Source organism: Rhodanobacter sp. UC4443_H10 (assembly GCF_052978325.1).
The window spans coordinates 1,085,804-1,099,472 of record NZ_CM129668.1; the positions used below are offsets into that span (position 1 = coordinate 1,085,804).

Annotated in this window: 15 protein-coding genes; 6 read left to right on the forward strand and 9 right to left on the reverse strand. The window is 68.8% G+C overall.

The features are described from left to right. Nucleotides 1–36: 36 nt before the first annotated feature. Nucleotides 37–1,269: an MFS transporter gene (locus tag ACVCMB_RS05140; protein ID WP_447098627.1), complete on the reverse strand. Its 1,233-nt coding sequence runs from the start codon at nt 1,267–1,269 to the stop codon at nt 37–39. A gap of 129 nt (nt 1,270–1,398) precedes the next feature. Between ACVCMB_RS05140 and ACVCMB_RS05145 the strand changes: the two genes are divergently transcribed. From ACVCMB_RS05145 to ACVCMB_RS05155, 3 genes are all read left to right on the forward strand, one after another. Continuing rightward, a complete protein-coding gene (locus tag ACVCMB_RS05145; RefSeq protein WP_395119235.1) occupies nt 1,399–2,055 on the forward strand; it encodes a class I SAM-dependent methyltransferase in 657 nt (218 codons plus the stop codon). Between the two features lie 146 nt (nt 2,056–2,201). Next, entirely contained in the window at nt 2,202–3,530 is a 1,329-nt protein-coding gene (locus ACVCMB_RS05150) for a DEAD/DEAH box helicase (RefSeq protein ID WP_395119237.1), read from the forward strand. Nucleotides 3,531–3,867: 337 nt separating this feature from the next. Next, on the forward strand, nt 3,868–4,872 hold the full coding sequence (locus tag ACVCMB_RS05155; protein ID WP_447106191.1) for an IS110 family transposase: 1,005 nt from the start codon (nt 3,868–3,870) through the stop codon (nt 4,870–4,872). Between the two features lie 15 nt (nt 4,873–4,887). Here ACVCMB_RS05155 and fghA read toward each other — a convergent pair whose 3' ends face one another. Next, nucleotides 4,888–5,733, reverse strand: coding sequence for an S-formylglutathione hydrolase (gene fghA / locus ACVCMB_RS05160; protein WP_447106323.1), 846 nt, complete (start codon nt 5,731–5,733; stop codon nt 4,888–4,890). A gap of 158 nt (nt 5,734–5,891) precedes the next feature. On the opposite strand from fghA, the gene ACVCMB_RS05165 reads away from it, so the two are divergent. Then, the gene (locus ACVCMB_RS05165; RefSeq protein ID WP_447106324.1) at nt 5,892–7,757 is read left to right on the forward strand and encodes a DEAD/DEAH box helicase; all 1,866 of its coding nucleotides are present in this window, start codon (nt 5,892–5,894) and stop codon (nt 7,755–7,757) included. A gap of 26 nt (nt 7,758–7,783) precedes the next feature. Here the strand turns inward: ACVCMB_RS05165 and ACVCMB_RS05170 are convergent, their stop codons facing one another. Both ACVCMB_RS05170 and ypfJ read right to left on the reverse strand, forming a co-directional pair. Beyond that, nucleotides 7,784–8,170 carry a YkgJ family cysteine cluster protein gene (locus ACVCMB_RS05170; RefSeq protein ID WP_447106325.1) on the reverse strand — a complete coding sequence of 129 codons (387 nt, stop codon included), beginning with the start codon at nt 8,168–8,170 and terminating at the stop codon, nt 7,784–7,786. Nucleotides 8,171–8,280: 110 nt separating this feature from the next. Continuing rightward, the gene (gene ypfJ / locus ACVCMB_RS05175; RefSeq protein ID WP_395119245.1) at nt 8,281–9,138 is read right to left on the reverse strand and encodes a KPN_02809 family neutral zinc metallopeptidase; all 858 of its coding nucleotides are present in this window, start codon (nt 9,136–9,138) and stop codon (nt 8,281–8,283) included. A gap of 108 nt (nt 9,139–9,246) precedes the next feature. Between ypfJ and ACVCMB_RS05180 the strand changes: the two genes are divergently transcribed. After that, a complete protein-coding gene (locus tag ACVCMB_RS05180) occupies nt 9,247–9,639 on the forward strand; it encodes an MAPEG family protein (RefSeq protein WP_395119247.1) in 393 nt (130 codons plus the stop codon). Nucleotides 9,640–9,650: 11 nt separating this feature from the next. Here the strand turns inward: ACVCMB_RS05180 and ACVCMB_RS05185 are convergent, their stop codons facing one another. Continuing rightward, complete coding sequence (locus tag ACVCMB_RS05185) at nt 9,651–10,427, reverse strand: class I SAM-dependent methyltransferase (RefSeq protein WP_447106326.1); 777 nt, start codon at nt 10,425–10,427, stop codon at nt 9,651–9,653. A 223-nt stretch (nt 10,428–10,650) separates the two neighbouring features. Between ACVCMB_RS05185 and ACVCMB_RS05190 the strand changes: the two genes are divergently transcribed. After that, nucleotides 10,651–11,394, forward strand: a complete 744-nt coding sequence (locus tag ACVCMB_RS05190; RefSeq protein WP_447106327.1) for a CPBP family intramembrane glutamic endopeptidase — start codon at nt 10,651–10,653, stop codon at nt 11,392–11,394. 7 nt (nt 11,395–11,401) lie between these two features. Here the strand turns inward: ACVCMB_RS05190 and ACVCMB_RS05195 are convergent, their stop codons facing one another. The 4 genes from ACVCMB_RS05195 to rsfS form a co-directional block, all read right to left on the reverse strand. Then, complete coding sequence (locus ACVCMB_RS05195; RefSeq protein WP_395119251.1) at nt 11,402–11,968, reverse strand: Maf family protein; 567 nt, start codon at nt 11,966–11,968, stop codon at nt 11,402–11,404. Nucleotides 11,969–12,007: 39 nt separating this feature from the next. Beyond that, nucleotides 12,008–12,457, reverse strand: coding sequence for a GNAT family N-acetyltransferase (locus ACVCMB_RS05200; RefSeq protein ID WP_395119252.1), 450 nt, complete (start codon nt 12,455–12,457; stop codon nt 12,008–12,010). 230 nt (nt 12,458–12,687) lie between these two features. Further along, a complete protein-coding gene (gene rlmH / locus ACVCMB_RS05205; protein ID WP_447106328.1) occupies nt 12,688–13,158 on the reverse strand; it encodes a 23S rRNA (pseudouridine(1915)-N(3))-methyltransferase RlmH in 471 nt (156 codons plus the stop codon). Nucleotides 13,159–13,267: 109 nt separating this feature from the next. Then, entirely contained in the window at nt 13,268–13,654 is a 387-nt protein-coding gene (gene rsfS, locus ACVCMB_RS05210; protein WP_395119254.1) for a ribosome silencing factor, read from the reverse strand. Between the last annotated feature and the right edge of the window lie 15 nt (nt 13,655–13,669).

A 13,669-nucleotide genomic window follows, 5' to 3' on the forward strand; every position in this document is an offset into this window, starting at 1 on the left:
ATGTGTCTCGCAAGAGGGCGCAAACCGGCGATTCTATCAGGAGTGCGACCTGCCAAAGCGCGTACCGCGCACCTCCGGCCCCAGCCAGGCCAGCAGCGCCAGCGCGACGGCGACCACGGCCATCCACCCCGCCATCACCAGCGCATAGTTGCCGCCGCTGCGGTCGGCCAGCCACGATTGTGCGGTGGCCGTGCTCGCGGCCAGAAGATTGCCCAGCTGGTAGGCGAAGCCGGGCAAGGTGCCGCGCACGTCGTCGGGCGACAACTCGTTGAGGTAGGCCGGCACGATGCCCCAGGCCCCCTGCACCATCACCTGGATGAGGAACGCGCCCAACCCGAGCAGCACCAGCGAGCCGCCATGCGTCCAAAGCGGAATGCACGGCAAGGCCAGCAGCGCCGCCACGATCATCGCCCGCCGCCGGCCGATGCGTTCGGACCAGGCACCGAAGCTCAGACCACCGAGGATGGCGCCTGCGTTGAGCAGCATCGTCAGCACGGTCACCGCGCCGACCTGCAGGTGCAACTGCGATTTGAGGAAGGTCGGATACATGTCCTGCGAGCCATGGCTGAACATGTTGAACGCCATCATCAGCAGCATCATGTACAGCAGTCGCTTCCATTGCCCGCGCATCGAATCGCGCAGGCTCCGCCGCTGCCTGCCCACCTGTCCCGCCTGCCACACCGGCGACTCGGGCACCTTGCTGCGCAGATACAGCACCAGCAACGCCGGCAGCACGCCGACGACGAACATCGCGCGCCAGCCCAGGCCCAGCACGTCGAATACCACCCAGTAGGCGATCGCGCCGAGAAAGTAGCCGCACGGGTAGCCGCTCTGCAGCAGCCCGGAAACCATGCCGCGGGAACGCGCCGGGATGCTCTCCAGCGCCAGCGAAGCGCCGATGCCCCACTCGCCGCCCATCGCGATGCCGAAGGCGAAGCGCAGCACCAGCAACACGGTCAGCGTCGGCGCGAAGGCGCAGGCGAGTTCCAGCAACGAGAACAGCAGCACGTCGAACATCAGCACCGGCCGGCGCCCGTAGCGATCGGCCAGCCTGCCGAACAGCAGAGCGCCGAGCGGGCGGGCCGCCAGGGTCAGCAAAATGCCCAGCGTCACCTCGGTCTTGTGCACGTGGAAATCGTCGGCGATGTCGCCCAGCACGAACACCAGCAGAAAGAAGTCGAACGCATCCAGCGTCCAGCCCAGGAAGCTCGCCGCCACCGTATGCCGCTGGGTGACATCGAGTTGGCGCAGGGGTGCAAACCATGACATCGCGGAACTCCAGGGAGCGGCCGTCGGCCAGCGCTGCGCACGGTATGCACGAGGCCGGCCCGCCACGCAACCCCGCACCGCCCCGGCAAGCTTGCTAGGCTGGCCGCATCTTCGGCACGCGGGACACGCATGGACCGTCACACCCGGCAACGCATCGCCCGGCTCTATCAGGGCAGCCTGCAGCGTGGCTACGTGCGCGGCAAGCTGGCCAGCGACCCGGTCTACGCGGCCGTGGCGGCGCGGATCGACGGCACCGCATTGCCGCTGCTGGACATCGGTTGCGGCATCGGCCTGCTGGGCCAGTACCTGCACGCGCAAGGCCACCACCAGCCCTACCTCGGGCTGGACCATGACCGGCGCAAGATCTTGGCGGGCCAACGTGCGGTGCAACGCGCGGGACTCGATGCCATGATGCGGCTGCAACAGGCCGACGCCGCCGAACTGCCCGCGCAGCAGGGCCATGTCGCCCTGCTCGACGTACTGCACTATCTGCCCGCCGTGCGCCAGCCGGCCCTGCTGCGGGACGCCGCCCGGCACCTGTCGCCGCAGGGCTGCCTGATCATCCGCAACGTACTGCGCGAGGCCAACTGGCGCTTCCACGCCACCCGCGTGGAGGAGTTCTTTCTGCATGCCTCCGGCTGGATTTCCGGCGGTGCGCAGCATTATCCGAGTGCCGGCGAATTGCGCGAGCCACTCGAGCAGGCGGGGCTGGAGGTGCGCATCGAGCCGTTGCGTGGGCGCACCCCGTTCAACAGCTACCTGGTGGTGGCGCACCACCCGCGCTGACTCCTGCCCGAAGGGGCAGACGCCGGCGCGTCGAATCCGCTATACTTGCCGGGCCGTCGTCTTCACGATGGCAGCGGCACCTGCCGCCCCCCTTCCCTTTGCTTCGCAACACGGTATGAACACTCCGGGTTGCCCAGGAGTGTTTCATGTCCTTCGATTCGCTGGGCCTTGCGCCCGCGTTGTTGCGTGCGCTCGCCGATTACGGCTACGCCAATCCCACCCCGATCCAGGCCGCGGCGATCCCGCCGGCGCTGGAAGGTCACGACCTGCTCGCCGCCGCCCAGACCGGCACCGGCAAGACCGCCGCGTTCGCGCTGCCCCTGCTGCAGAAGCTCTCGACCAGCGGGCAGACCATGACCCGCCGCCCGCGCGCGCTGATCCTCACCCCCACCCGCGAGCTGGCCGCGCAGATCCACGAGAACATGCGCGACTACGGCAAGCACATCCACGTCAGCGCCACCACCATCTTCGGCGGCGTCGGCATGGGTCCGCAGATCAATGCGCTGCGCCGCGGCGTGGACATCGTCATTGCCACCCCGGGCCGGCTGATCGACCACCTGCAGCAGCGCACGCTCGACCTCTCCGCGGTGGAAACGCTGGTGCTGGACGAAGCCGACCGCATGCTCGACATGGGCTTCCTGCCGGCGCTGAAGCGCATCCTGCAGGTGGTGCCGAAGAAGCGCCAGACCCTGCTGTTCTCGGCCACCTTCGCACCGGCGATCAAGACGCTGGCGATGGAGTTCATGCACAACCCGCGCGAGATCTCGGTCTCGGCGCCGAACACCGTGACCGCCCTGGTCAGCCACCAGGTGCACCCGGTGGACGCCTCGCGCAAGCGCGACCTGCTGCTGCACGTGCTGTCGCAGGACAGCCGCCGCCAGAGCCTGGTGTTCAGCCGCACCAAGCACGGCGCCGACAAACTGGTCACCTACCTCAACGCCTCGGGCCTGCGCAGCGCCGCGATCCACGGCAACAAGAGCCAGAACGCGCGCACGCGCGCCCTCAGCGATTTCAAGAGCGGCCGCGTCACCGTGCTGGTCGCCACCGACATCGCCGCGCGCGGCATCGACATCGAGCAGTTGCCGATCGTGATCAACTTCGACCTGCCGTCGGTCGCCGAAGACTACGTGCACCGGATCGGCCGTACCGGCCGCGCCGGCATGGAAGGCCTGGCGCTGTCGCTGGTCAGCCATGACGAATCCGGCTTGTTGTTCGACATCCGCAAATTGCTCAAGCAGGACATCGCGATCACCGCCGTGGCCGGTTACGAGCCGTCCGCCCCGCTGCGACTGGATGCCGGCGCGCCGCGTCCGAAGCAGGGTGGCGGCGGTCAGCGCCAGCAGTCGCGTGCACCGCGCCAGGGCAAGCCCGCCGGCGCGGCACGGCCGAACGGCTACGCGCCGCAGGGCCGCGGCGATCACGCCGCCGGCAACCAGCGCCGCCGCAACAACCGGCGCCCGGCGGCCAAGGCCTGAGCAAGCCGACACGCGCCGAGTCTCCCACGGCAGGAGCACGCTTGCGGGCGATGCTCTTTTCCTCGCGACTCCGGGGCAACGGTATCGCCCGCGAGCGGGCTCCTTGTACGTTGGTCATCGAGGGCGGCAGGCGTAAGGTCGTCCACGTTTTCGGGGAAGCCGCGGGCTCCTTGAGGCAGCCTGGCTGACCTCGCACGTAGAGCGGCTCCCCGCCCCATTCGCTGAGCACGATAAGTGTCCCGGGCCGTTGAGCCAGCGTGACAAGGGTGTGCCGCGAGAGTGCGGGGTCGGGGAACCTGAAAACATCCTACCCCACGATACCGCACGAGGCACGCGCATGACTTCTTCTTCGGATACGGCTTGGCTGGCATTGGACATCGGCGCGAAGTCCCATGCCTGGGCCAGCGAGATCGCCGGCGAGCGTGAGCAAGGCACGGTGGATAACACGGCGCCAGCCTTGCTGACGTTCCTGAAAGGGCGCTTGCGCCACGGCATGACGCTGCGCGTACTGGTCGAGGCCACGGGCGTGTATTACCTGGACGTGGCGCTGCAGGCGCAGCAGCTGGGCGCCGAGGTGATGGTGATCAACCCGCGCGTGGCGCACCACTTCGCGCAAGCGCTGAACCAGCGTAACAAGACCGACCGGCTGGACGCCAAGATGCTGCTGGAATGCCTTCAGCGCATGCCGTTCCTGGCCTGGGTGGCGCCGAGCGAGGCGCACCTGCAGCTGCGGAGCTACGGACGTTTCCTTGTCCAGCTGACCGAGGCGAACACCGCCAACAAGAACCGCCTGCACGCCTTGCAAAGCGTCAAAGGCAGCCCGCGCCTGTTGCGCGACGAGCTCAAGCGCATGATCGCCAGCACCGACAAGCGCATCGCGCGCATCCGCACCCACGCCATCGCCCTGATCCGCGAGGAGCCTCACTTGAACGCCTGCTTCAAGGCACTGTGCAGCTTCACGGGCATCGCCGACGTCTCCGCTGTCGCCCTGCTCAGTGAACTGATCACCCTGCCACCCACGCTCAGCAGCCGCGCCTGCGTCAGCCACGCCGGCCTCGACCCGCGCGTGTTCGAATCCGGCACCAGCGTGCACAAGGCGCCGCGCATCTCCCGCCACGGCAACAAGTACCTGCGCCGCGCGCTCTTCCTGCCCGCCATGAGCGCGACCGTGCACGACCCACGCGCCAAGGCCTTCAAGGAACGCCTTGTCGCCCGCGGCAAGAAGCCCTTGCAGGCCACCACCGCCGTCATGCGCAAGATGCTCACCGCCGCTTGGGCCGTCATGAAAAACCCCGCCCTCTACGACTCCGCTCTCCTCTATGCAGACCTCGAAAAGGCTTGACTTCGATCTAAGTGTCTACAGCAAGCCCAGCGCCCCGGCGTGGTGCCGCAGGTGGTCGTCGATGAAGCTGGTGATGAACCAGTAGCTGTGGTCGTAGCCGGCGTGCCGGCGCAGCAGCAGGGCCTGTCCGGATTCGGCGCAGGCCTGGTCGAACAGTTCCGGTTTCAGCTGCGCCTCAAGGAAGCCGTCGGCCTCGCCCTGGTCGATCAGGATGGTGCCGGGAAAGGTCTGCCGCCGCACCAGTTCGCAGGCATCGTGCGCGGCCCAGGCCGCCGGGTCGTCGCCCAGGTAACGCGGCAGCGCCTTGCGCCCCCACGGCACCTGGCTGGGGGCCACGATCGGGGCGAAGGCCGACACCGAGCGATAGCGTGCAGGATTGTTCAAGGCCAGGGTCAGCGCGCCGTGGCCACCCATCGAATGGCCGCAGATGCCGCTGCGCACGAGGTCGGCCGGGAAATGGGTGCCGACCAACGCGGGCAGTTCGTCGACGACGTAGCTGGCCATGCGGAAGCGCGTCGACCACGGTGCCTCGGTGGCGTCGAGGTAGAAGCCGGCGCCTTCGCCGAACTCCCAGTCGCCGGTGGCGCCGTCGAAGCCGGTATCCCGCGGGCTGGTATCGGGCATCACCAGGATCAGGCCCAGTTCGGCCGCCAGCCTTTGCGCGCCGGCCTTGATCGTGGCGGTTTCCTCGGTGCAGGTGAGGCCGGCCAGGAAATACAGCACCGGACACTGCTGCCGCGCCGCCTGCGGCGGCTGGTAGACGGCAAAGCGCATGGGGCCGGCACAGGCATGCGATTCATGCCGATAGAAACCCTGCACGCCCGCATGCAGGCGCTGTTCGGAAATCGTTTCGATGGCCATGGCTTTGTACTGTCCTGGTCGCGCGAACCGCCAGCATACTTGGCCGCCACGATGGCAGCCCGTTCAGGCTTGCCGGCCACGCGCGTCGGCAGAGACTGGTAGAATCCGCCCCTTGCGCGTCTCATTCACGGCGCTGCGTTCCATTCCGAGGTTTCCCCATGTCATCCCCCACTCCCGACCACGCCCCGGTCCCGTCCGGCTTTGGCGCGCTGGCACTGCACCCCGACGTTCAGCGCGTGCTGGCCGACGTCGGCTACGAGTCGCCCTCGCCGATCCAGGCCGCCACCATTCCGCCGCTGCTGGAAGGCCGCGACGTGCTGGGCCAGGCGCAGACCGGCACCGGCAAGACCGCCGCGTTCGCCTTGCCGATCCTCTCGCGCATCGAGCGCCGCGCCGGCAAGCCGCAGGCGCTGGTGCTGGCGCCCACGCGCGAGCTGGCGATCCAGGTAGCCGAGGCGTTCCAGACCTATGCCGCGCACGTCCCCGGCTTCCAGGTGCTGCCGATCTACGGCGGCCAGAGCTACGGCCCGCAGCTGCATTCGCTCAAGCGCGGCGTGCACGTCGTGGTCGGCACGCCCGGCCGCGTGATCGACCATCTGGACAAGGGCACGCTGGACCTGTCGGAGCTGAAATTCCTGGTGCTCGACGAGGCCGACGAGATGCTGCGCATGGGCTTCATCGACGACGTCGAGAAGGTGCTGCAGGCCACCCCGCCCGGGCGCCAGGTCGCGCTGTTCTCGGCGACCATGCCGGTGCCGATCCGCAAGATCGCGCAGCGGCATCTGAAGGACCCGGTCGAAGTCACCATCAAGTCCTCCACCACGACCGCGGCGAACATCCACCAGCGCTACTGGTTCGTCAGCGGCATGCACAAGCTCGATGCCTTGACCCGCATCCTCGAGGCCGAGCCGTTCGACGCGATGATCATCTTCGCGCGCACCAAGCAGGCCACCGAGGAGCTGGCCGAGAAGCTGCAGGCGCGCGGCCTGGCCGCTGCCGCGATCAACGGCGACATCGCCCAGGCGCAGCGCGAGCGGGTGATCCAGCAGCTGAAGGACGGCAAGCTCGACATCCTGGTCGCCACCGACGTGGCCGCGCGCGGGCTGGACGTGGAGCGGATCAGCCACGTGCTGAACTACGACATCCCGTACGACACCGAAAGCTACGTGCACCGCATCGGCCGCACCGGCCGCGCCGGGCGCAGCGGCGAGGCGATCCTGTTCGTCAGCCCGCGCGAGCGCGGCATGCTGCACGCGATCGAGCGCGCCACCCGCCAGCCGATCGAGCAGATGCAGCTGCCGTCGGTCGAGGTGGTCAATGATGTACGCATCGGCAAGTTCAAGCAGCGCATCAGCGACATGCTGGCGCAGGGCGACCTCGGCCAGTTCCAGCAGCTGATCGAGCAGTACGAGCAGGAACACAACGTGCCGGCGGTCGAGATCGCCGCCGCGCTGGCGCGCATCGCCCAGGGCGACCAACCGCTGCTGCTGGCGCCGCCGCCCAAGCGCGAGAAGTACGAGCCGGCCACGCGCGAACACAAGCCGCGCGAGCGCGACGGTGCCAGCCGCACGGCCCGCGAGCACAAGCCGCGCAGTCACGAGGGCGCGCCAACGCGCGAGTTCGCGGCGCGCCCGCTGCGCGCGCATGCCACCGAACAAGGCAAGCGCACCTACCGCATCGAAGTCGGCCACGAGCATGGCGTCAAGCCGGGCAACATCATCGGCGCGATCGCCAACGAGGCAGGACTGGACAGCCAGTACATCGGCCGCCTCAGCATCCGCGACCACTACAGCCTGATCGACCTGCCCGACGGCATGCCGAAGGAAATCTTCGAGCACCTGAAGAAGGTGTGGGTGGTGCAGCAGCAGTTGCGCATCCACGAGTGGGACGGCAACGACACCGGCTCAGCGGCACCGCCCGCACACCACGCCCCCAGCCACAAGCCGGGCGGCCACAAACCCGGCGGATTCAGGCCAGGCGGCGCCAAGCCGCGCACAGGCAGCAAGCCACCACCGCGCAAATAAGGCGCGCGCCCGACAGTCGAGGCCGCTCAGGCACTCTGCGGCAACGGCGGCTCGCCGGCATCGAAGGGGTCGAGCCAATCCTCCGGCTGCAGCACCGGCAAACCGTGCGCCAGGCGCGCCTTGTCGCACTGCGGGCTGGCCGCACCGAACTCCCACGAGGGCTGCACCTCGCGGCACACCGATGGCCGCAGCGGATAGATACCGCATTGCGCGGCCTCGCCCACCACGCCCTGCAAGGCGGTGCAACGCGGCCGTGCGGCCTGCGTGCCGCGCATCACGACGCGGTGCGGATCGAGTTTCTCGGTCAGCTCCGGCGGCACCTTGCCGCCCAGGAACGCCTCCGTCTCCGACCAATGGAAGGCCACGCGGAAATACGCGCAGCAGGCACCGCAACGCAAACAGGGATGCAGCATCGAATCGAACCCGGGCGCAGCTCATGGCGCACCCCGCGGCGCGCAGCGGACGATTCTAGAGCGTCCGCAACCCGCCGCACGGCGGACCAAACGATACGTTCAACACGCGCTCAGGGTTCACCCGCAAACGTGTTGCACTGACTCACGTCGCCGCTGCCGAAGCCGGTCTTGAACCATTTCACCCGCTGCGCCGAGGTGCCGTGGGTGAAGGTGTCCGGCCGCACCCGGCCCTGCGACTGCTGCTGCAGGGCGTCGTCGCCGATGTGGCTGGCGGCGTTCAGGGCCTCCTCGATGTCGCCCGGCTGCAGCCAGTTCAACTCGCGCTGGCTGTGGTTTGCCCACACGCCGGCGTAGCAGTCCGCCTGCAGCTCCTGGCGCACCGACAGGCCGTCGGCGCCATCCATCGGCGCGCCGCGGCGGCGTGCCTCGTCGACCTTGTCGAACACGCCGGTGAGCTTCTGCACGTGATGGCCCACCTCGTGGGCGATCACGTAGGCGCGGGCGAAGTCGCCGGACGAATGCAGCTCGTCCTGCAATTGCTGGAAGAAGGCCAGGTCGAGGTAGACCTTCTGGTCGGCCGGGCAATAGAACGGCCCCACCGCGCTGGTCGCGCCGCCGCAGCCGGTGCTGACGCCGCCGCTGAACAGGTGCAGCTTCGGCTCGACATAGGTCATGCCACTGGCCTGGAAGATCTCCCCCCAGGTCTGCTCGGTCGAATGCAGGATCGCGCTGACGAAGGCCTGTTGCTCCGGATCGACCTGGGCCGGCGTGTCGGACGAGGGCGCGTAGGACGCGCTGCCGCCCTGATCGAGCAGGGCCATGGGATTCTTGAAGAAGACCCAGCCCAGGATCGCGAGCACGATCAGGCCGCCGATGCCCATCCGGCCGCCACCGCCGCCGAAGCGCCGACCGCCGCCGTTGCCGCCGATCTCGACGTTGCTGCTGCTGCCACCTTTTCGCCAATCCATGATGTCCTCGCCGGGCGCCGTGAGGTGGCGCCATCGTGCGACGATAGCGCCACGCCCGCGATCGCGCCAAGCGGCACGCCACCGATACCCCATCTGCCGAGGACCACCATGACCCAGTTGCCCGCCCTGGTTACCCTGCTCACCATCCTGCTGCTGTTCGGCACCAGCTGGCTGGTGGGCCGCGCCCGCGGCAAGTACGCGATCAAGGCACCGGCCACCAGTGGGCACCCGATGTTCGAGCGAGCCTATCGCGTGCAGATGAATACGCTGGAACAGACCGTGATGTTCCTGCCCACGCTGTGGCTGGCGGCGACCTACGGCTTCACCGGCTGGGCCGGCATCGCCGGACTGGTCTGGGTGGCGGGACGGGTGTGGTACGCGGTGGCGTACATGGCCGAGCCGGCGAAACGCGGCCCCGGCTTCGGACTGGCCTCAGTCGGCTGGATCGCCTTGCTGGTGATGGCCGCCATCGGCGTGGTGCGCGCGATGGCGGTGGGCTGACGCGCTTGCCGTCAATCCGGCAACCCCGGCGCCACGGCGCTCAAGGCCCATACGCGATGTGGCACCGCCAGCGGCTCGTGCGGATGACGGCTGGCCAGCATCGCGGCCAGTTCCCCATCGAAATGCTTCACCTTGGCCGCATCCAGTACGGCGCCGATACCGGCGCTGGCACGGATCCGGCCGCGCCAGGCCTCGTGGCTGTAGGGGATGTCCAGGTCGAACGACCAGGTGCGCAAATCGGTGAAACCGGCCTCGGCCACATCCTTCAACCAGGCAGGATACAGGCCGCTGCCGCTGTGCAAGGTCCAGCCGGGATTGCAGGCCAGGATCAGCCGCTCGGTGTCCTGCACGATGTTGCCGTTCAACGGCAGCCAGTCGAAGTGGGCAATCAGCAAGCGTCCGCCCGGGCGCAACCAGCGACGCACCAGGGCCGCGGTGCGTGCGCGCTCGAACCAGTGCCAGCACTGCCCGGCGGTGACCAGGTCGAACGAGGCCGGCGGGAAATCCGCGTTCTCGACCCGCGCCCGCACCTGCTTCACCTGCACGCCGGCAGCCCGGTCGAGCTCGGCCGCCTGCGCCAGCAGCGGCGCCGAATGATCCAGCGCGGTGACCGTGCAACCGCGCAACGCCAGGCCCCGGGCGACCGTGCCGGTGCCGCTGCCCAGGTCGAGCGCCTGCTGGCCGGCGCGCGCCGTGCCATCCTGGAAGATGCGTTCAAAGAACGCTTCGGGAAAACCCGCCCGATGGCGTACGTAATCGTCGGCCGTCCTGCCAAAGTCGATAGCCATCGCGCGCCCCCTGATGCATCGGTTCCTGCCACGATGTTACGCCATGCGGCCGGTAGCGACCGTGTCGGATGGCCGATTGCGCGGGAGCGCGGCCACGGACTAGCGTGCTGCCAGGAACGCCGTGCCGCTGCGGCGCGGCTCGTCACTCGCCGCAGCTGAAGGAACCTCGATCATCGACATCCGCCCCGCCACCACCGCTGCGCCGACGGCCCCCGGACCGTGGATGGCACTGGGCTGGATCGTGCTTTATTTCGCCCTGCAGGCAGCCGGCAGCAGCGTGCTGGTGGTCCTGCTGGCCATCGCCACCGGCCACCTGCACGACTGGCACGGCGTGGCCGATTTCACCGTGCGCATCCGCGAAACCCTGCAGCCGCCCGGCATGCAGGCGCTGCTGGTGATGCTGACGCTGGGCCTGGCGGCAGCCACGATCCTGTGGCTGGTGTGGCGGCGCTCGCCGCGGCTGTGGTCGCTGGCGCAGCCGCCGGGTTTCGGCTTCGTGCGCCCGTCGCGGCTGGGCTTTCTCGCGCTGGCGGTGGTCATCGGCCTGCTCGCACCCGTGCTCGGCGGCTGGCTGACGCACTGGCTGGCGCAAGGCCACCCGGTCACCCAGAACATCCAGCAACTGGGCGAGAACACGCCGCTGGGCTGGCGCATTCCTCTGATGCTGATGGTGGCGAGCCTGGGGCCGCTGGTGGAAGAGCTGCTGTTCCGCGGCGTGCTTCTGTCTTCGCTGCAGCCGCGTTGGGGTCGGTTCGGCGCCGCGGTGCTGAGTTCAGTGATATTTGCGACTGCCCACCTGCCCGGGCTCAACTGGCAGGTGTTCGCGCTGCCCGCCCTGTGGCTGCTGGCGATGGCGCTGGCCTGGCTGCGCCTGCGTTCGGGCTCGATCTGGCCCGGCGTGATGGCACACGCGGCGAACAACGCACTGGCCACGGCGGCGTGGTTCCTGGCGGCTCACGCAGGCTGACCCGCGATCAATCCGCAAACTTGCGCAGCGCCTGTGCGGTCTCGAACAAGGGCAGCCCCATCACGCCGGAATAGCTGCCGGCGAGGTGTTCGACCAGGGCCGCGCCACGGCCCTGGATCGCGTAGCCACCCGCCTTGCCGAATGGCTCGCCGGTGTCGACGTAGGCGGCGATGGCCGCCGCATCCAGCGCCGCAAAGCGCACCTGCGACACGCTGACCGCCGCCAGCTCGCGCCGGTTCGCCACCAGCCACAGCGCCGAGATGACCTCATGCGTGCGTCCGGCCAGCCGGCCCAGCATCGCCGCCGCATCCCGCGCATCGCGCGGCTTGCCGAACACCTCGCCGTCGAGCACCACCTCGGTGTCGGCACCCAGCACCACCGCGTCGGCGGCATCAGCGCCGAGCGATGCCAGCCCCGCACGCGCCTTGTCGTGCGCCACCCGCTGCACGTAGGCCAGCGGCGACTCCGCCGCGTCGCGACACTCCACCACCTCGACATCAATGACGGCGAACTCGACGCCGAGCTGCTGCAGCAACTGCCGCCGACGCGGCGACTGGGAAGCGAGATGAAGCATGGACAGTTCCGGCGTGACGATCCCGGCAGCATAGCCGTCTCACAGCCCCAGGCTGTACTCGCAGAAGCCCGATTCGCGCCGCCAGCCCAGTGATTCGTACAAGGCCTGCGCCGGCGCATTGTCCAGCGCCGTGGACAGCGACAGGCTCGCCGCACCCCGTTCGCGCGCCTGCTCGGCCGCCACCCGCAACAACGCACCCGCCACCCCGCGTCGGCGCGCCGACCGGGCCACGAACAAGTCGTTGAGCAGCCATGTGCGCACCGCGCGCACCGACGAGAACAGCGGGTACAGCTGGGTGAAACCCAACCCCGTGCCGTCATCGTCGCGCGCCAGCAGGATCAGCGATTCGCCGCGCTCGATGCGCTCGGCGAGAAACGCCCGCGCCCGCGGGAGGTCGGGCGACTGGCGGTAAAACTGGCGATAGCCATCGAACAACGGCACCAGGGTGTCGAGGTCTGCCATCGTGGCGAGCTGGATGTGGGTTGGCATGGCGGGGATTCGGGATTCGGGATTCGGGATTCGGGATTCGGAAAACCATAGCTCGCCCGGGCCCGCAACGCGATGTTGCATGCATCCATCAATCCGTGACGGGTACTTCGCCCAGCCGCAAACTCCGTTCGCCCTGAGCGCAGCCCAGCGGAGTCGAAGGGCTCACCACGCCATGCCCAGGGAGAACGACGAAAGGGTCGGGCGAAACGACCGGGCAGGAGGCCCCACCTTCACCCCCGGTGATACGGATGCCCCGCCGCGATCTTGCACGCGCGATACAGTTGCTCGGCCAGCACCAGCCGCACCAGCATGTGCGGCAGGGTCAGCGGGCCCAGCGACCAGCGCTGGTCGGCGCGCGCCAGGACTTCGGGCGCATGACCGTCGGGACCGCCGATCAGGAAGGCGAGATCGCGCCCGCCCGTGCGCCATGCCGCCAGCTGTTCGGCCAGGTCCTCGCTCGACCAGGCCTTGCCGCGGCCATCAAGTGCGATCGCGTGGGCGTCGTGCGGCAAGGCGGCGAGTAGCGCGGCGCCCTCGTCCTGGATCGCCCGCGCATCGTCGCGGCCCTTGCCGCGCAGGCCGGGCTTCAGTTCGACCAGCTCCAGCGGCAGTTCGTGCGAGAGCCGCTTGCGGTATTCGGCGAAGCCTTCCGCCACCCACCCGGGCATGCGTTCACCGACCGCGATCAGGCGCGCGCGCATGGTCCGCTCTCATGAAATGACACGCGCGCAGCGCCGCGTTCGCTTCCTCTCCCCTGCGGGGAGAGGACTGAGGTGAGGGGCCACTCCTGCGACGCACCCCACACGAAATTCAGCCGGCTTGCGCGGCGTCGGCTTCGTGCCCGTGGTCACCCACCGTCCACAGCCGCTCCAGGCCGTAGAACTCGCGGATGCGGGGCAGCATCACGTGGACGATCACGTCGCCCAGGTCGACCAGTACCCATTCGCCCTCGGTCTCGCCTTCCACGCCCAGCGGCATCACGCCGGCCTTCTTGGCGAATTTGCCGACTTCGTCGGCAATGGATTTGACGTGGCGGGCGGAGGTGCCGGAGGCGATCACCAGCAGGTCGGCGATGGAGGTCTTGCCGCGGACGTCGATCTCGCGGATGTCCTTGGCTTTCAGTTCTTCGAGCGCGTCGATGACGCACTTGCGCAGGGTGGCCGTGGTGACGGCCGGGGTGCTACGAGCTGTGCTCAAAAGGGTGGGCCTCGA